Source organism: Paenibacillus sp. FSL R7-0345, from assembly GCF_038595055.1.
Lineage (GTDB): Bacteria > Bacillota > Bacilli > Paenibacillales > Paenibacillaceae > Paenibacillus_AQ.
Genome location: NZ_CP152002.1, coordinates 1,923,969 through 1,942,465, shown reverse-complemented (window position 1 = coordinate 1,942,465; position 18,497 = coordinate 1,923,969). Strand labels below are relative to the sequence as shown.

Here is an 18,497-nt window from a genome sequence, read left to right as displayed (position 1 = left end):
CTATTCTTTTCCCTGCAATTTTAAATCAGCTTGTGTGCAAACCATTTTTTTCCTTTAAAACGCCATAGGAAAACAGCCCCGCGCACCGCCCACTCGCTGTTCATCGCAATCCATACACCAAGGACACCGAAGCCGAGCACGATCCCCAAAATATAGCCGAAAACCACCCGGAACAGCCACATCGTCAGCATCGAAGTAATGGAAGTGAACCGTGAATCCCCTGCTGCCCGCAGTGCCGACGGCAAAATAAAGCTGACCGCCCACAGTGGAACCTGGGCAATGGCATTGACCAGCAGCACGATAAATAAATCATCGATAATTTCCGGAGGCGGCGAAAAAATCGACACCAGCGGGTGGAACAACGGCATCAGAATGAGTGCGATCAAGGCCAGCGAGCCGGAACCGATCCAGAGGAAGGATTTGATAAATTTTCTCGCATCCGCAACATTCCCCCTCCCGATACTCTGACCGACTACCGTCACGATTGTCAGCGACAGCGCACTGGCCGGAATCTGAAACACCATGGCTAATGAGCCGGCAATGGCGTTGGTTGCGATCGCATAGGTACCCAGGCTGACAATAAAGATCTGGGTCAGGAGCTTTCCTCCATTAAAAAACATCTGCTCTGCGGCAAACGGTACGCCGATGAACATAATTTTGCGAAGCATTTCAAGCGGAACGTGAAGAAGATCGCGGACCCGCACACGCAGTACAGTATCCACCTTGAACAGGTAGACGAGGGCACAGATCATACCTGTATACCGCGCGATATTAACCGCCAGTGTCATCCCCAGCACACCCATGTGCAGCAGATTAATAAAAACAATGTTCAGGACTACATATAAAAGGTTCATGATAAGCGACAGCATCAGAGAAGCCCGTGTCCGGCCGACACCCCGCAGCGCACCGCAGACTGCCTGAACTACCGCAATCCCGAGATAAGAGATGCTGCTGCCGATCATGTAGATCCGGGCATTATCCAGCACATCGGCGGAGGCCGACCCGAATAAAAGGTTTAATACCGGCGAATGGAAGGCCATAAGCAGAAGACCGATGCCCACAGCGATCAGCGACACCGAGGTGACTGAACCGGCAGTAGCCTGTGAGACCATCCGGTCGTTGCCGCTGCCTTTATATTGGGCAACTACTACGGTTCCGCCAGTCGCAATGGCCACGAACACGTTGATCAGAAAAATATTCAGCGAGTCCACCATGTTCACTGCGCTGACCGCAGCCATCCCGGATGAGCTAATCATCGCCGTGTTTACCAGATTCAGCCCGATGATGAAGGCCTGATCGATCAGGATGGGAATAAACAAGGCGATGATCTGCCTGTAATCCATTCCTTCCCCGGAAAGGTATTTCTCCAGCCATTTTTTACTGCGTATTTGAGCCTGAAGCTGCATAAACATATCACATTCTTTTCTGTAGGATTGGAGTGAGCGCAAAACATTCCTTCCAGTTTACTACAAAATCACCTTTTCGTCTGTTAACCAGAGCAAACTATACATTCTCCAAAGAATGATTGGACGTCCGGCCGCTGTGCCTCCACCGCTCTATAATAAGCAAAAAACCCGCAGGGCTTATGCCTCACGGGTTATTGATCCGGGAATATTTTGACCTTACGGCGCTACTTCCCCGCCGGGATACAGAGTGGAGCTGTACAGCCGTTTGGGCTGCGGCAACGCCCGGCCCGGATGTACCGGCTGAAGCGTGAGCTGTTCTCCGGCATAGACTGCCGCCAGCTCATCCGTATAGATGATGACCTGCTCGGTGCCGCTGCCCAGCAGATCCCCGTGCACGGCGTAGCCCTGCTCGGCAAACTGTGCAACCCTATTCATTTTGCCGTCATAGAGCGCAGGCAGCACACCTTCACCGCGCCGGTAAGCCAGAATGTAATCAGGCGCGTTCTTCCAGAAGCTGCTGACCGCATCGACGATTGTCAGCCAGCCGTCTGTTGTGCGCTCCTCTTTCCAGAGCTCCTTGCCGTGCTGATCGAGCAGGAACATGGCGTCTTTTCCCTTGAGACCCTTGCCGTCATCTTCACGGACCATACGGTCGAGTCCGGCAATCTGCAGCCCAGGCAGCTCAGGACAGAAACGTCCAAGCGCCAGATGCTGGGATTCAATGGAGCCCTCGTACCGCCACAGCTCTTTTCCGTCCCGGTTGTACATTACCGTGACACTTCCCCCGACCACCAGCTCGGGAAGCCCGTCGCCGTTCACATCTCCGACCCAGAGGCAGTCCGCATGATCCTCCAGATCACGGCAGCTCCACAGCCGTTTACCGTCTGCATCCAACAAATCATATCCGGCCATAACCTCATCGCGTCCATCACCGTCAAGATCATACACCCACGGATAATGTCCTACATTGCCCTCATGAGTCCAGAGCAGCTGCAGGTTGCTGTCAAGTGCCCACAGGCGGTGATACCGGTCTTTAAGAATAATGTCAGAAGGACGGTCCTTGCCGCTAAGGTTGGCAATAATAATGCAGTCATGGGCCTCTGCAGACGGAAGCTCGTGTACTGCCTTTACTTTTCCGGTTGCACCCTCCAGAATTTGCAGCTTGTCATCCATGACACACAACACCTCAAGCGCACCGTCACCGTCAATATCATAAACCTGGGCCGGGTAATCCGAGCCCTGGCTTCCGGCCCCTTCATCCGGCTTCCCGGTCTGCCACAACAGACGGCCGTCCAGATCAAAGGCGGTCAGGCACTGCACCTGATGCGGAATATACCGCACATCCTGGCGGTTATCCGGCTGAACCAGCAGCAGCTCAGCCCTGCCGTCCCCGTCCAGGTCTCCGATCAGCATTTTGCATCTTGGACCGGCAGCCGAAATATCGATTCCGGCCAGCCGGTGCAGCGATTGATTACTGGTTTGATTAATGTTATCCACAGTAGCGCCTCCTTGTCTCCCATCCGTTTGCCCCGCCTGCAACTGGTGCAAGCGCGCTCTCCCAGCCTGCTTCCGTTATTAAACCAAGTCCACGGTCTGCCCGCCCGGCACTTCAATTACTTGGCCGTCAACCTCCAGCCACACTGACGCAGCGTTCGGATTGAATACAAAATCCCGGCTCGCCGCAAAAATCAGATTCCGGCAAGCCTTCATATAATGAACAAACTCCAGGTTAGTGGCATACCAGATGTCATCCCGCCCGCCGGCCATGGCGCAGAACTTCTCCATCAGCTCCCAGTTATTATCGTTATCGAATTCATAACTGTGGCCCCATACATACATCAGATACAGGTACTGCCGTTTGTGCAGGGCGATAAAATTCTCCCCGTGCTCAAGCAGATTCCGGTTGTGATGGCAGGTCGCCGGCCATTCCAGCCAGTCCTCCGGCAGGCCGAAGCTGCCGGTGCTCTGCACGGTCCGGGCATATTCAATGCCAAGATGCGGCAGCAGCTCTTTGATCTCTTCCGTATACGATCCGTTCGGGTAAGACATCCCGCGGACCGGCTGGCGGAGCAGCGCTTCCAGCGCTTTGCGGTCCTCCATGATCTCCTCGACGATATACTCCTGCGGACAGCGGGCCATCGTCGGATGCCGCCGCGTATGGGCGCTGACTTCATGGCCCTTATACAGCTGCGGCACCTCCTCCGCTGTAATCCGGTCGCCATCACCCAGCAGGCCGGAGTTCAAGTGGAAGGTTCCTTTAATCCCATATTTGTTAAACAGGCCAACCAGCCGCTCATCCGCCCGTCTTCCGTCATCATAGCTCATTGTCAGCGCCTTATGCCGGCCTTGCGGATAGCAGTAATATACTACTGGCATTGCTGTTACGCCTCCTTGAATCTGGATAATGGTATCTCATGTAAAATAGTATCCACTCGGCCGCTTCCGCCGAATTCAAAGGCACTTTTGCCTCTCATTTTGCCCATTTGGCCGCTCCGGCCGAAATCAAGGGCATTTATGCCTTTCATTACTTACTGTGCGCCCATACTCAGCAGCTTCTGAGCCTCTCAGGGCGCATAAACAGTCAGATCGCTGTACTCTGCGATCAGCGGAGCCATCTGCCGGAAGCCGATCCGGCCGCCGGCCAGCAGCGGACCATAGGATGAGCCGTCATCCGTCCACTGCAGCAGCGGCAGTCCGTTGATGGCAAAGGTTACAGACGGCCCCCGCTTCACGACCAGCATCTGATAGGCAGCAGTCATATCGGCAATACCGGGCAGCGGATCAGCTCCCTGCGAGACCAGGTGAAAGCCGTAGCTTTTGCGCAGGTTACAGGTGTGGAAGGAACGCTCCTCCGCCCACATCCGCCGGAAATAGGATATATGAAAAGCGTTCATCTCCCCGTGATGATACTGATCATACTCCCCGGTCCGCACCGGCAGCGACGGGTCGAACAGGTCTTTCCCCCCGGCACCGGCAGCAGCGAAGAACAGAATGGCCAGTCCCGGCTCGCGCAGCGGCCGGAATGTCCACGACACTGCCAGGTCCCCCGGAAAAACCTCCGGGCACCAGAATACAACATTCGCCTTCTGCCCCTCCGAGGCATTCCGGGTACTCTCCAGCCGCAACCTGCCCACCGGAAAGGTTACTGCGCCGTCACCTTCCATCCGAAAGCCGGCCACCTGCTCCGGCCCCCCCAGCGTATTGCGGTATATCTCCCGCCACTGCTCCGGGATCAGCGCTGTCTGCTGAGCTGTCATTCTTTTGCCCCCTTTACCGAATCCCGTTCAGGAATCGCTTCAGGAAGTGCTTCAGAAATCAGCTCCAGCGCAATGATCGTATTAAGCGACCATTGTGAAGCTTCGTTCGTATTCATCCAGTCAATCTCATTCAGCTCGTCCATGTAAGTAACCGGGATCTGCTCTTCCTGCAGATTGACGGCTCCGAACGGGTTCTCCAGCAGGATGCTCCAGCAGCGGTCTGCCGTTGCCCGGTCATTCTTATACCAGGCTCCATATGCAGCAATAGCGACACTCAGCACAGGGTGCTCAAACCGCAGCTTGCCTGTAATGGCTCCTCCGGCATAAGCATCCTTTTCTTCCTGCGGCAGGTTGTAAAAGACGCCGAATTCCGCGAGCATATCCTCCCACACCGGGTCCTCCAGCATCATGGCGAGCTCAAACCACACCTGCGGCCCGCCCATGCAGATTGCCAGATGCCGTCCCCAGTTGTCATCGCCCATCGGGCTGAGGATGCCTGTTTTGGGATCATAGCCGTAGGTTGGACCGGAAATCAGCCGCAGATTGGCTGCTTTGATGCAGTCAATGCCGGTCAATATTTTGTCACGGTAAGCTGTCTCTTCGTATCGTTCCCACCGGGTCATCCAGTTGGAGCTGAACGCCGCCCAGTCCGGGCCCACCCTGGCATGTGTCGGAAATTCATCCTTGGGAAAATAAGCCCGCATCGGGTCAAGATTCACGGTCGTATAGTCCGCATCCTTCACACTGTCCATGATGTCGCCGATCCGCTCATCGCCGGTCAGATAATAGTAATAGCGGTGCAATCCGGCCATGGCGATCCGCGCTTCCTTGCAGCCGCAGCCCCAGTGCACCACGTTATGCCGCGAGCCAAGACCCGCATACTCCCCGAAATGATACACATCCACCTCGCTGGTATGCCGGGTCATCGCCTCTGCCATCTGGAATATATCCGCGCGCCCGCTCCGCAAAAAGCTCACCCACAGCCACATGTTCGGCACCAGCTCCGCATTCTGCCACGCACAGCCGCCGAGGTCATAGTTCCAGACATGCCGCACGGGATCATAGCTGTGCATGAAGTCACCGTAATCCCATAGGCCATACCATTTGCGCTGCTCCACCTCCGCCTGGTAAAAGGAGATAATGCCGTCAAGCCGTTCCTCCAGATAAGCCTTGGCCGGTGTGCTTCTGTCAGGCAGGCTCCATAACCCGAATGCCCTGCTGTGGTGATAATACTCCGGTTCACAGACGAGAAGCGGAGTATTATCCGCCTCCTGCTGCATCCGCAACAGCTCTGCAGAGCCCGGTGTGCCCGAGGTGCACCATAAGGTCAGCTCACGGGTGTTAGCGATGCCGTACGGAGTGGCCCGCAGCTCCTCGGCACCTTCATATGAGGACTCTACATGGGTCTTCGTATCGTAATGGCGCAGGTCCATAGCCGGTACCTCTGGCGACCAGAACCATACTGTCAGCGCCGCCTCGTCACCTGAAGCACCTCTAAGCTCAAGGCCTGAAGGATGCTTCCGCCAGAAGTCCTTCACCCCGGCGGCCAAACCGCCGCGCTCTGAGCCGATATAGCCTAGCCCACCGGCACGCCGTCCCTCTGCTCCCTTGATCCAGACACAGTCCGGCCCGGTCCGCTTATGGACGGCATAATGCTCGGAGGAGTCCTGAACCAGCCGGAAGCTATCCCAGACTGCAGAATCCCGGAGCAGTCCGGTGAAATAAACGTCCTCTTCCGGTTCAAACTCCAGCAGGCGGCCTTCAAGCTGTTCAGCGAACATTTCCGCATATTTGCCCTTGGTTCTGCGGGTATGAAGGGTCTTCGGTGATTCGCTGAAGACGCCCTCACTGCCCGCAAACCGGATATGACGGTTGTAAAGCGGCCCGCTTAGCGGCACCTTGAATTCGATACCCAGCCCTTTGATAAAATCCTCCTGCGGGTTACCGTCGTAATGAAAGGTATGCACCATCCGGATCGACTCAAGTCCGGCATAGAAATACAGGCGCAGCGTGTAGGGTAACCATTCCCCGGCCCCGTTCCTGCTGCGGTGCCTACCTTCAAGGCGAATCACGGCACGCAGCGGCCCGTTCTCTTCCAGCGCAGCCTGTCTGGTCACGCCGGTGAACCGTTCCTGCCGCAGTGTCAGCTCACCGCTCAGCGTGTCCCGCTGCTCGCGAAGACAGACCAGCTCGCTTCCGCTGCATACCAGCTGACCTATAGTGTTCGCATGCTCTTCTAATCGGTTCGCATGCTCTTCTAAACCGAACGCCTGTGGCTCCGAGCCCATTGCTGTGTCCTGGTACCCGGCTCCTGCATTCATGTTCTTCAAATCTCCGGAATATCTACAATCGCTATCCGTTCTGCCGGCTAATGACGGCGTCCGGCGCAAAATCTGCGTAAAAGGTCCAGAACCGCGTATGCCCACAGTACATACAATGGCACCAGTATCCACAAGGTAAGCTTCCTCCGTCTCACGGACGGACACCCTTGCTGTATACTGGACGGTTTCCGGCTCTGCACAACGTTCCAGTGTATATCCTTCCGCACCGCCCTCCGGGCAGACTGCAGAATGAAAAGACCACTTAACAGTTCCGTCCGGCCAATAAGCGGCCGGACGGCTTTGCAGCGGCAGACGGGAATGGCCGTCCGGTCCGCCAAGATATAGAGCTGAGAGCGTCTCACGGTTCAGCTCTCCTTTGGTCCAGGGGACTCCCCACGTAACCCCCGCAGCAGCTGCGGGTTTAGTCAGCCAATGTAGATGAATCGGCAAGGCTGAGGACAAGGCTGTCATCTCCTTTTGAGACATCACACAGGCAGTCCATTCCGGCTGGCACAAGCCGCCTTAGAGCACGTCATAGCACCAGCATACAGCTTCACCGGCTCCCGGTATCCTTCTCCCCTTCATGCCGGCTCAGCTCACGGTAGCGTGTCGGTGTGATGTCCTCCTGTTTTTTGAATATCCGGTTAAAATAGCTCTGCTGATAGCCGACCTGCTGCGCAACATCGTTCATTTTCAGATCCGTGTCACGCAGCAGCTCTTTGGCTTTTTCGATCCGCAGCTCCGTTAAATAATCAATGAAGTTCTGCCCGGTCACCCGTTTAAAAGACTTACTGAGCAGGAAAGGGCTGGTACCCGTATAATCCGCACAGCTGTCGAGTGAGATATTGTCCATATAATGCTCTTGAATGTATAGCATGGCCTGATCAATCGTCCGCCGGATTCCGGCGTCTGAACGCTCGGACAGCTCCTTCAGAAAAGGCGAAACAACATGATCGCGGAACCAGGGCAGAATCATACCCGGCTCATGAATCTGTGACAGGCCGGCATACAGATTCTTGCCTTTAAACAGCTGGTTCGGCGCAATCCCCGCCTCAAGCACTGCATGCTGTACCGCACCGAGCAGATGCAGCATTCCCTGCTGTACATCAATGACCTTGGCACCTTCAGCAGATAGCGTAGTGAGGAATTCCTCCAGCAGACGGTCTGCCTCCTCCGCCTCGCCGGTGCGCAACGCCTGAATCAGTCCGCGTTCCAGAGCGAACGAATACTGCGGCATATGTGCGCCCTCTCCTTCCCGCTCCAGTTGCTCCAGGCTGACCACCTGGTTACCGCCTCCATATCTGCGGTGACTGGCCGCCTGCTTGGCTGCTTCAAAAGAACGCGGGATGGCCGAAATGCTGTCCATCGGCGCACTGTAGGCTACGGTAGCCTGCAGCTTAAGCATCCGGTTGATGGTGGCGGCCAGCTCTTCGCCGAAAGCCTGTACTCTGGCTGTCTCTGGCCCGCATCCCGGCCCGATCAGCAGAATACCGGCTGTAAGATTGTGCAGATTAACCGTTTCTGCGTGCTCAAAATGCTCAGCGGCCAGCTCTCCGATAATGTTCACCGCCGCAAAAGACACCAGGCTCTCATCCCCGCTGCGGAATTTACCCTCCAGACTGGATATGCCTATAAGCTGGATATACAGCACCACAAAGACACAATCATCTACATTCCATTTGTACTGTTTCATCCGGCTCTGCAGCTCATGTTCGGAAAAAGCATACAAATAACCCTGAAACAGCTGGTGGAGGAAGCTGCGCTGCACATGCGGCAGCTGCTCCGAAAGCGTATATTGCAGGGCATTCTGCTGCCCGTGCAGATTCTGCCAATGCCGCTCAATCAGCGTTACCTCATCCTCCCGGCCATCAGAGACGTCATGCTCAGGGAGCAGCGTCTGCAGCAGGCGGCGGAAGGGGGAGTAGATTCTTTTCGATGCAATCCAGGACAGAACAGCTGCAAGCAGCAGCGCGCTCAGGCTGACTGTAATGATGGTTCTCGAAAGCTCCACCACCGGAGAGGTTATACTCGAAATCGGTGAAGCGGATACATAAGTCCATTCACTGGCAATCCGGGAAAAATCACCGTAGGTCACCGCATAGGTAGTCCCGTCCCAGTCATACAGGAAGGAGGTGCTGCCACGGCCGCCTCTTGCTTCAATCGCCGACTGCAGCGAGTGAACAAAAGGCTTGGCCTCATCGTCAGTACTGTTCCCGGAGATGAACAAGCCGCCCGATTTCTGCAGCATATACACTTCCCCGCTGTTATACGGGGTCATGGTCCGCAGCATGTCGGAAACCTTCTGCGTATCCATCCGCAGCAGCAATACCCCGAACGGCTCTAAGCTGCCGCCGGGAATATGATGCACAAGGGTCAGCTCCTTCTGCTGCGGCTTAGCCGGTTCAAAAGCCGTCTCTGTCCAGTAGGTGCTCTGCTCCGTCTTCATCAGCTGCTCATAAGCTGCAGCTCCGGAGGAAGTTACAGTACCATACTCCGTGCCGAACAGCACCGGCTGATCGCCCGCCAGAAACAGCTCCACCTGCCGTGCCATGGAATTGGAGCCTTGCATGACCAAAAGCGTCTTGGTGATGTCCCAGGCACGCTCGTGATTTTTGGTGAAATCCATATTCTTCAGACTGTAATCAAATTTCGGGTCAAAAGCCCAGTGAGCCAGCATCAGCTCCAGATTGGACAGCTGGTCATCAATATTGGCGGCACGCTGCTCGATCTGCCGGTTATGCATCTCGAGCAGCTCCTCCTCCAGGCTGCCGCCTGCCATCCAATAAACTAGCAATCCTATGATCAGGCCGGGAATGGACGAGACAATCAGGACAATAATCAGATTATGGCGGTAATACCGCCCCTTGCGCCCTCTCCATCCCCGTATGAAGCTCTTCCGCTTTTCTGTCATTCCATTCTCCATGTGTATTCACCAGCCGAATTCATAGTTTAGCATTGCAGCCTTGCGGCGGTAATGAGGCTACTCCGGCCGGTGCATGGAGCGGGGCCGGACGCTATTTAGCCGTTTTTGCGTACAGTTCGTTCATTTCTTTTACCAGATCGTCTCCGCCTGTCTTCCGCCATACATCAAAGGCTGCTTTCAGGCCGGCCTCGTCAATTTGTCCGACAATAAACTTGATGCGCGCATCATTGATCACATTATCAAGCTGGGAGCCTTTTTGCGTATAAACGGTAGAGATCAGTGCTTCAGCCGGGTTCACAACAATAGTCGCCTTATTCTCTTCCTGTACCAGCGTCTGCTTATCACGCAGTGCAGTTTGTTTGATTTGCTTCGCGTCCTTAGCATTTGAATCAGGAATGTAAGGAATCATCTGGTTGAGGCCTTCTACTTCCGATTCCAGCAGGACGGTATCCGCTGAACGCTCGATATAACCGTCTACCAGGTTATAGTGGACACCCTCAAGCCCGTATCCCAGCAGCGTCTGCAAATCCCCGTCGTTCACCTGGTCCAGGAAAGCCAGTATACGCTTCAGCTCATCCTCGGTTTTGACTGAAGATTTCGGAATAGCCAGCATGCCGGAGAAGCCGGAAGTCGGAAGGGTGTGCAGCTGTCCGTCCGCTCCTGTAACGCCGCCCATGACATCCATGTAGTGACGGTCAGGCTCGTCTTTGCCGTCTTTCTGCAGTGCGGCATGGATCTTGTCGTCAATGCGCGCTGCAGTATCCACCACATCGACAATGACGCCCGCCTGATTGTTCACGATCGGATCTGTCCATTTGGAGCTGTCCATAACCGCGAAGTCGGAGTTGATCAGCTGCTCGTCGTACAGCTTTTTCATAAATTTAAGCGCTTCCAGATACTCCGGATATTCATGCTCAGGAACGAGCTTGCCATCCTGGATACCCCATCTGTTCGGAGATCCGTACCACAGTTTAATGGTGTCGAAGCCGCTGGCCCAGCCGCCGGTCCACTTCACCATGACCATACCGTAGGTGTCATCCTTGCCGTTGCCGTCCGGGTCCTGCTCTTTAAACGCTTTCAGCATATTATAGAATTCATCCACAGTCTGCGGATTCTCAAGTCCCAGCTTCTCCAGCCAGTCTTTGCGGAACGCTACGCCGTTGCGGCCCAGCGCCCGGCCTCTGTAAATCCCGTAGTTCTTGCCGTCAATGGCCGAGTTGTTCAGAATAACCGGGTCAGCCTGGCTCAGGTTAGGATAGTCCTTCAGGTAAGGTCCAACCTCCCAGAACGCGCCGGATCTGACTGCGTTAACGAAGCTGGAAGCCTTGGTATCGCCTACATAAATAATATCCGGCAGCTTGCCTGAGGCAAGTGTGATGTTAAATTTATCGGTATAAGAAGCATTCGGCACCCATTCAAAATGGATGTTGGTATTAGTCAGCTCCTCCAGCTTAGCCGCAACGGGGCTGTCATCCTTCGGATAGTTGGTTTTAAAAATCGGCAGCATCAGCGTCAGATCCAGCGGTTTCTCTGCTTCCGCTCCCGCTGTAGTCTCCGGCTTGGCTGTTCCTTCACTGCCCGCAGCCCCGTTTGTTCCGGCTGCATTATTCGCTCCATTGTTGCTTCCGCAGCCGGACATTACACTTACAATCATAATAGTTGACAGTAGCGTAAACAACCGCTTTTTGAATTTAACGGATTTCTTTCCTGTTGAGCTTAGCGTTTTCATGATTGGCCTCCCTTTATATGTTAGCATAACAGATTAACCTTTGACTGAACCGAGCATCACCCCTTTGGCGAAGTGCTTTTGCAGAAACGGGTAGACACACATAATCGGAAGCGTGCCGACCACGATTACGGCCATTTTGATCGACTGCTCAGGCGGCTGGACAAAATTCGGGTCCATCAGGCTGAGATCGCCGGCCGCCGACTGGGACAGCATAACGATCTGGCGCAGCATGACCTGCAGCGGCCATTTGGACGGATCATTGATATAGAGCAGCGCCGAGAAGAAGTTATTCCAGTGTCCTACCGCATAAAAGAGCGTAAAGGTTGCCAGCACCGGCTTTGAGAGCGGAAGCACGATTTTCCATAGCAGGCCCAGCTCACTGCAGCCGTCGATCCGTGCCGCCTCCTCCATTTCCACCGGCAGCTCCTGGAAGAAGTTTTTAACGATAATCAGATTGAACGCGCTGATTGCCCCCGGCAAAATCAGGGCATTTAAGGTATCCAGCAGGTGGAGGTCACGGATAACCAGATAAGTGGGGATCATGCCTCCCCCGAACAGCATAGTGAAAATAACCAGATTGAGAATCAAGTTACGGCCCATCAGATAACGCTTAGCCATCGGATACGCCATTGTTACCGTAAAGAACAAATTCACAATCGTCCCGATGACCGTAACATATAATGAGACCCCGATGCTTCGTACAATCGTATCCGTTGAAAAGATAAATTTATAGGCATCAAACGAGATCGTTGTAGGAATCAGGAAAACCGCACGCTTTGTAATTTCCGCCTCTGTTGCGAACGAACCGGCGACTACGAACAGAAAAGGCAGAATGGCGACGATTCCGATAATTCCCAGGATAATATAATTGAAGATGTCAAATGCAACCTCACCCGTGCTCCGATATTGCTTCTTAACCACGCACGTTGCCTCCTTCTTAGTAAAGTCCCGATTCGCCGAATTTTTTGGCGAGCCAGTTGGTGCCGAGCACCAGTACTACCCCGATGATGGATTTGAACAGTCCGACAGCCGTACTATAGCTGAATGCCCCCTGGGTAATCCCCAGCGCATACACATATGTATCGAAGACTTCAGCAACTTCACGGTTGAGCGCATTCATCATCAGATAGATCTGTTCGAACCCGTTGTCCAGAATGGTGCCCATCCGCAAAATCAGCAGAATAACAATGGTACTGCGGATTGCCGGCAGTGTAATATGCCAGATCTGCCGCCAGCGGCTTGCTCCATCCATAACAGCAGCTTCATATTGCTCTACATCCACACCGGCCAGCGCAGCGAGGAAGATGATTGTCCCCCAGCCGCATTCCTTCCAGATTGTCTGCAGAATGATCAGCGGCCTAAACCAGTCAGGATCGGCGAGAAAGTCGATTTTGCTGCCTGTATACGTATACAAAAATTCGTTGACTGCTCCGCCCTGTGTGGTCAGAAAGACATATGATATACTGGCGACGATAACCATTGATATAAAATGGGGCACATAAATCAGCGTCTGAATCGTCCGTTTGTAGAAGGACAGCCGGATCTCATTTAATAATAGTGCCAGTATAATCGGCGCCGGGAAAAAGAACACCAGATTAAGCAGCGACAATACAAGTGTGTTGCGCAGCAGCATGAAGAAGTCAGGATTCTGGAAAAATGTGCGGAAATGCTCCAGGCCCACCCATTCACTTTTCATGAAGCCGAGGAAAGGCTGGAAATCCTTGAACGCGAGCAGAATCCCCCACATGGGCACATATTTAAACAGCAGAAAATACAGGAGTCCAGGGGTCAGCAGGATGTAGAGCCATTTATCACGCTTCAGACGTTTGAAGATCAGCTCCCGCTTGCTGCGGTAGGCGCTGCCAGTATGGATCTCCGCTGTTCCCATCGCCGCTCCTTGTTTCATTACATTCACCTCCGATAGGATATGCAGCCTTGTCTAATCTCTTGGGCTGCGGTTCCCATTATGTGGCTGTTACCTTTTTCCGGCAATCAGACTTTTTGGATTGTAATGTATTCCTTCTGCAGAACAGCCTGCTTCAAAAAAGTGCAAAGCCGGCAAAACTTTACTATTGCCGGCCTGACAGGCAGCAACTATGATGCCGGAAGATTAATTCCCTCATTATAATGTCCTGGAGGTAAGCCCAAAGTGAAGCATAAACTGTATTACGGCGCCGCATGGTACCCCGAGCTGTGGGGGGAGACGGAGCGGCAGCAGGATCTTCAGCTGATGAAGGAAACCGGGATCAACCTTGTCCGGATGGGCGAGTTCATCTGGTCGGAGCTGGAGCCGGAGGAAGACAGCATAGATGTCCGCCCGTTCGCAGAGTACATCCGGCAACTGCATCATCATGGCATTGACACCATTATGTGTACTCCGACCGCAACACCGCCGGTTTGGCTCACGCACGGGCATCCGGAGCGGTTGTTTGTCCGGGCTGACGGCACAGTCATGAGCCACGGGTCCAGGCAGCATATCTGCACGAATAACCTTTATTTCCGGCAGCGGGCTGCTATCATTGCCGAGCATCTGGCCAGAGAGCTGGGCCGGCTGCCCGGTCTTGCTGCCTGGCAGCTCGATAATGAATTCAAGGCGCATGTGGCAGAGTGCATGTGCGGAACCTGCCGGTTACTGTGGCATAAATGGCTGGAGCAGCGCTACGGCAGCATTGCCCGGCTGAATGAAGCCTGGGGAACAGCCGTCTGGAGCCATACCTATCAGGCGTTTGAGCAGGTACCTCAGCCGGTAGCCACTCCATTCCTGCATAACTCCTCGCTTGTTACGATGTACCGGCTGTTCCAGATGGAAAAGATCGCTGAATTTGCCGCTGAACAGGCTGCTATCCTGCGCCGCTATTCGGATGCGCCAATCACCCACAACAGCAGTGTCGCTTTTCATGTGGATAATGAGCAGCTGTTCCGGGAGCTGGATTTCGCTTCATATGACACGTACGCTTCCCAGGCCAACCGGCACGCTTATCTGCTGAACTGTGATCTGTGGCGCAATATCAAACCGGGAGAGGATTTCTGGCTAATGGAGACCAGCCCGGCATATGCCGGATCGCTTACAAGCTACGGCCAGCCGCATCCGGACGGGTACTTGATTGCTGAAGCCGTATCCGCTTACGCGCTTGGCGCCGGAGCTTTCTGCTACTGGCTGTGGCGGCAGCAGCGTTCCGGCAGCGAGCAGACGCACAGCTCGATTCTCAGCGCCTGGGGTGACCCGGCGCTCGGCTACGATAATGTGCGGGCTGCTTCAGAGGCCAGGCTGGCGATCGAGCCGCATATGCTGGCTACCCGGCCGGTACAGGCTGAGGTTGCCATCACCTATTCGGACCGGACCAAGGCTTATCTCGCCACCGAGCCGCACAAGCAGCTGAACTACCGCTCCCTGCTCGGCGATTTCTATAAAAGGTTTGTCGACATGGGCCTTCACCGCGATCTGGTGCCGGAAGGCGGTGATCTCAGCGGCTATAAGCTGCTGTTCACACCTTTTGTGCACTATCTGTCGCCGGAGTTTATGCACAGAGCGCTGGCGTTCGCTGACGCCGGCGGCATCTGGATCGCCGGCCCGCTGAGCGGGGGCCGTACCGCGGAGCACACTCTGCATACAGATGCCGCGCTGGGTGAGCTTGAGCGGTATGCAGGCGTGCATACCAAATACATTTACCCGATGGAGGGGACCGGCAGCATCGGGCAGGCCTTTGGCCTGTCCGCGCCGCTGTCCTTATGGAGCGCGGTGTTTGAGCCGCTGCCCGGCGGGGCTTCCGTGATCGGTGAGATCACGGAGGGCCGGACGCCGGGCCTGGCCTTTGCGACCGAGCAGCCGTATGGCCAGGGGGCCATCGTTATGCTCGGCTCGCTGCCGGCCGGCGGGGACGGCGATCAGCTGCTGCAGGCGCTGATCGGGCATTACGCCGGCCGGGCCGGTGTGACGCTGCGCAGCGACGTCACACCGGGCACTGTGGTGTGCCCGCGGCGCGGCGCGGCGGGCGAGCTGTGGACCGTCGTGAACATGGACGGTCACGGTGGCACTGTTATCCTGCCGCGGAGCGGGCAGGATGCTGTGGCCGGCGGGGCTGTGCCGGCCGGCCCTCTGACGCTTGAGCCGTATGAATACCGGCTCATTGCGCTGGGGGAATGAGGGTGCGGCTTAGCACCGCGCACCAATCGAGAGGGAGTAATGCTGCAATGAAGTCGTATATGCTGGTCACACACGTCAGGCCCATATACTTGTCACTCTCACTTGGCCGCATTCGTCTGATCGCATTCATCTGATCGCAAAAAAAGCAGTACGCAGCCGGATTCATTCCGCTGCATACTGCTTTTTAGATGTTGTAAGTAATGTTTAATGGTTGTTTCTGTTAGGTAACAAACGTCGTTTGCTATTTGCGCTATCTCAGGTGTTCAGTTACTTAACTGCCCACTCTTACGCATACGTCTACCCTCACACTTACTTCTACCTACTCGCATACTCACGTCACTTATAGCTCCCCGAAAGCTAGTTGGATTTTCGCTACTTAATTCCACCATTTATTAGATTTTTATATAATTAGGTGGAAAAACAGCATCTATTTCTGCCCGTTAAGCTACTTTAGCGCGATAACAGCAGAATGAAGTGTGCTTTTTCCAACAAGCATCCTCTTGTTCGGGTAGTCGGAGCTGAAATAGATAGCAAATTTCCACTTAGTTTGGTCAGCGATACCCTGCCGATCATTCCTGCCAACTAACTAACCTGCATAGCTGTACTTGATACAACTAAAACAGCCCTTTTGTTCCGGAAAACACATATACGTGTATTCCATACAATTAAAATGTCCGCAAAACCCACTTTTGGCCGATACGGGCAGATATTGCTGCACAGAATACACTTATATGGAGCGGCGGCAGCAATTTACCGTTTTTAACTGCACAAACTGCAACTAAACGCTCCGGCGCTTGAACCTTAGCCTGCCAACAGCAGACTAAGCAATGGCTCTGCATTAGAAATGCACTAGCTCTGTAATACATCTGCTTTAGATCTGCACTAGCTCTATATCAGCTATATTCCCCCGCAACAACTCTGCACCAGCAAAGCTCTACCGCGTCACACTGTCCTGCTATTAATCCAAATCCGCACCATTTGAGGCAATCGCCTTCTGGTACCAGTAGAAGCTTTTCTTTTTGAAACGGTTCAGCGTACCTTTGCCCTCATCGTCCTGATCCACGTAGATCACTCCATAACGTTTGGACATTTCGGAGGTTGAGGCGCTGATGATATCAATCGCCCCCCAGCTGGTGTAGCCCATCACGTCAACGCCGTCCAGAACAGCTTCTTTTACTTGTGTGATGTGCTTGCGCAGATAATCGATCCGGTAGTCATCGTTGATTGAACCGTCTTCTTCCACCTTATCCTTTGCCCCGAGACCATTTTCCACGACGAACAGCGGAAGCTGATAACGGTCATATAGCTCCTTGAGCACAATTCGCAGGCCGATCGGATCAAGCTGCCAGCCCCACTCGGTTACCTGCAGGTTCGGGTTTTTCACCGTACTGAACAGGTTCCCGCCGGTCACGCCGTATTTCTCCGGATCAACTGTAGAGATAAGCGAAGTGTAGTAACTGAAGGAGATGAAGTCTACGGTGTGCTCACGCAGCAGCTGCTCGTCTCCCGGCTCTACAACCAGATTAATGTTATTTTCGGCAAAATACCGCTTTACAAACGGAGGATAACTGCCCCGCGCCTGCACATCGGTATGCAGCAGATTGAGCTGGTTGTCCACCTGCGCCTGATGTACATCTTCAGGGCTACTGGTTGCCGGATAGTGAATCATGCGCGCCAGCATACAGCCGATGCGGAAGTCCGGATTGATCTCGCGGCCCTTTTTCGTTGCCAGACTGCTGGCCACGAACTGGTGATGCAGCGCCTGGTAAGACGCTTCACGGATATTATCCACTGTATCTTCAACCACGCCGCCGCCGGTGAACGGTTCAATGACGGTCGTGTTGATCTCATTAAAAGTAAGCCAGTACTTAACCTTATCCTTGTACCGGGTCATCACTGTCTCTGCATACTTTTCATAAAACCCAATCACCTTGCGGTTTCTCCAGCCGCCATAGTTCAGCACCAGCGACATCGGCATTTCATAGTGGGACATGGTAACCAGCGGCTCAATCCCGTATTTATGCATCTCGTCAAACATATCGTCATAGAACTGCAGCCCTTTTTCGTTCGGCTCAGCATCATCCCCGTTAGGGAAAATCCGCGCCCAGTTAATCGACATCCGGAACACCTTGAAGCCCAGCTCGCCGAACAGAGCAATATCTTCCTTATAACGGTGGTAGAAATCAATCCCGTAGCGCTTCGGATACCCCTCAGCCGTAGTGTGCTGCATTGCCCGCTGAATGGATTCGCTGGTGACATGCATCAGCTCTTTCAGATTGGTATAATCCTTTTTCTTAAAATAAGGCACCATATCCGCGGTAGACAGCCCTTTGCCGTCCGCATCAAATGCACCTTCCGCCTGATTGGCAGCGATCGCTCCGCCCCACAAAAACCCTTCCGGAAACCCTTGCTGTATGCTCAATGCGCTCATCTCCTTGGTTTTATATAGATTGAACTATAAAGTGTAAATTTTAGGAATGGCCGTGACTCCAGAGTATTTTGGACTTCCGGCCGCTGTTGTCTGCAGATTTCTTGGTTTGATACCGCTGTTCGCGGTGGAAATCCGCAGACAAAGGCGGACACTTCCGTTCCTCCAGTTCCAAAATTCTCCTCCGCCACTTTCCCCTTAATTTAAGTTTTCAAGTTCAATCTATATTATATTTTTTTGTAAAAAGTGCTCCGTCTTTGCTGCGCCTGTAAAAACCATCCCTAGTTAG

Annotated in this window: 12 protein-coding genes; 1 reads left to right on the top strand and 11 read right to left on the bottom strand. The window is 54.0% G+C overall.

Annotated elements, in window-relative coordinates:
- Positions 1-20: 20 nt before the first annotated feature.
- The 10 genes from NST84_RS08140 to NST84_RS08095 form a co-directional block, all read right to left on the bottom strand.
- A complete protein-coding gene (locus tag NST84_RS08140; RefSeq protein ID WP_342565098.1) occupies positions 21-1,406 on the bottom strand; it encodes an MATE family efflux transporter in 1,386 nt (461 codons plus the stop codon).
- A 216-nt stretch (positions 1,407-1,622) separates the two neighbouring features.
- Positions 1,623-2,819 (bottom strand): hypothetical protein, encoded by a 1,197-nt coding sequence (locus NST84_RS08135; protein WP_342566376.1) that lies wholly within the window; start codon positions 2,817-2,819, stop codon positions 1,623-1,625.
- Between the two features lie 162 nt (positions 2,820-2,981).
- Positions 2,982-3,782, bottom strand: coding sequence for a polysaccharide deacetylase family protein (locus NST84_RS08130; protein WP_342565097.1), 801 nt, complete (start codon positions 3,780-3,782; stop codon positions 2,982-2,984).
- A 5-nt stretch (positions 3,783-3,787) separates the two neighbouring features.
- Positions 3,788-3,931 carry a hypothetical protein gene (locus NST84_RS08125; RefSeq protein WP_342565096.1) on the bottom strand — a complete coding sequence of 48 codons (144 nt, stop codon included), beginning with the start codon at positions 3,929-3,931 and terminating at the stop codon, positions 3,788-3,790.
- A 39-nt stretch (positions 3,932-3,970) separates the two neighbouring features.
- The gene (locus NST84_RS08120) at positions 3,971-4,663 is read right to left on the bottom strand and encodes a DUF1961 family protein (RefSeq protein WP_342565095.1); all 693 of its coding nucleotides are present in this window, start codon (positions 4,661-4,663) and stop codon (positions 3,971-3,973) included.
- On the bottom strand, positions 4,660-7,470 hold the full coding sequence (locus tag NST84_RS08115; RefSeq protein WP_342565094.1) for a hypothetical protein: 2,811 nt from the start codon (positions 7,468-7,470) through the stop codon (positions 4,660-4,662). Before NST84_RS08115 ends, NST84_RS08120 begins: the two co-directional genes overlap by 4 nt.
- 67 nt (positions 7,471-7,537) lie before the next feature.
- Positions 7,538-9,895, bottom strand: a complete 2,358-nt coding sequence (locus NST84_RS08110) for a helix-turn-helix domain-containing protein (RefSeq protein WP_342565093.1) — start codon at positions 9,893-9,895, stop codon at positions 7,538-7,540.
- Positions 9,896-9,998: 103 nt separating this feature from the next.
- Positions 9,999-11,636, bottom strand: a complete 1,638-nt coding sequence (locus tag NST84_RS08105) for an extracellular solute-binding protein (RefSeq protein ID WP_342565092.1) — start codon at positions 11,634-11,636, stop codon at positions 9,999-10,001.
- A gap of 33 nt (positions 11,637-11,669) precedes the next feature.
- Positions 11,670-12,557, bottom strand: coding sequence for a carbohydrate ABC transporter permease (locus tag NST84_RS08100; protein WP_342565091.1), 888 nt, complete (start codon positions 12,555-12,557; stop codon positions 11,670-11,672).
- Between the two features lie 16 nt (positions 12,558-12,573).
- Positions 12,574-13,542: a sugar ABC transporter permease gene (locus NST84_RS08095; protein ID WP_342565090.1), complete on the bottom strand. Its 969-nt coding sequence runs from the start codon at positions 13,540-13,542 to the stop codon at positions 12,574-12,576.
- 243 nt (positions 13,543-13,785) lie between these two features.
- On the opposite strand from NST84_RS08095, the gene NST84_RS08090 reads away from it, so the two are divergent.
- Entirely contained in the window at positions 13,786-15,780 is a 1,995-nt protein-coding gene (locus NST84_RS08090; RefSeq protein ID WP_342565089.1) for a beta-galactosidase, read from the top strand.
- 958 nt (positions 15,781-16,738) lie between these two features.
- On the opposite strand, the gene NST84_RS08085 is transcribed toward NST84_RS08090, so the two are convergent.
- Positions 16,739-18,211, bottom strand: coding sequence for a 6-phospho-beta-glucosidase (locus NST84_RS08085; protein WP_342565088.1), 1,473 nt, complete (start codon positions 18,209-18,211; stop codon positions 16,739-16,741).
- Positions 18,212-18,497: the final 286 nt, after the last annotated feature.

What these genes read in the sequence shown, in the direction of transcription:
- NST84_RS08110 (WP_342565093.1), bottom strand. Translation starts at nt 9,895, where the DNA reads ATGACAGAAAAGCGGAAGAGCTTCATACGGGGATGGAGAGGGCGCAAG.
- NST84_RS08135 (WP_342566376.1), bottom strand. Translation starts at nt 2,819, where the DNA reads ATGCTGATCGGAGACCTGGACGGGGACGGCAGGGCTGAGCTGCTGCTG.
- NST84_RS08095 (WP_342565090.1), bottom strand. Translation starts at nt 13,542, where the DNA reads ATGAAACAAGGAGCGGCGATGGGAACAGCGGAGATCCATACTGGCAGC.
- NST84_RS08115 (WP_342565094.1), bottom strand. Translation starts at nt 7,470, where the DNA reads ATGTCTCAAAAGGAGATGACAGCCTTGTCCTCAGCCTTGCCGATTCAT.
- NST84_RS08140 (WP_342565098.1), bottom strand. Translation starts at nt 1,406, where the DNA reads ATGCAGCTTCAGGCTCAAATACGCAGTAAAAAATGGCTGGAGAAATAC.
- NST84_RS08130 (WP_342565097.1), bottom strand. Translation starts at nt 3,782, where the DNA reads ATGCCAGTAGTATATTACTGCTATCCGCAAGGCCGGCATAAGGCGCTG.
- NST84_RS08085 (WP_342565088.1), bottom strand. Translation starts at nt 18,211, where the DNA reads ATGAGCGCATTGAGCATACAGCAAGGGTTTCCGGAAGGGTTTTTGTGG.
- NST84_RS08105 (WP_342565092.1), bottom strand. Translation starts at nt 11,636, where the DNA reads ATGAAAACGCTAAGCTCAACAGGAAAGAAATCCGTTAAATTCAAAAAG.
- NST84_RS08120 (WP_342565095.1), bottom strand. Translation starts at nt 4,663, where the DNA reads ATGACAGCTCAGCAGACAGCGCTGATCCCGGAGCAGTGGCGGGAGATA.
- NST84_RS08125 (WP_342565096.1), bottom strand. Translation starts at nt 3,931, where the DNA reads ATGAAAGGCATAAATGCCCTTGATTTCGGCCGGAGCGGCCAAATGGGC.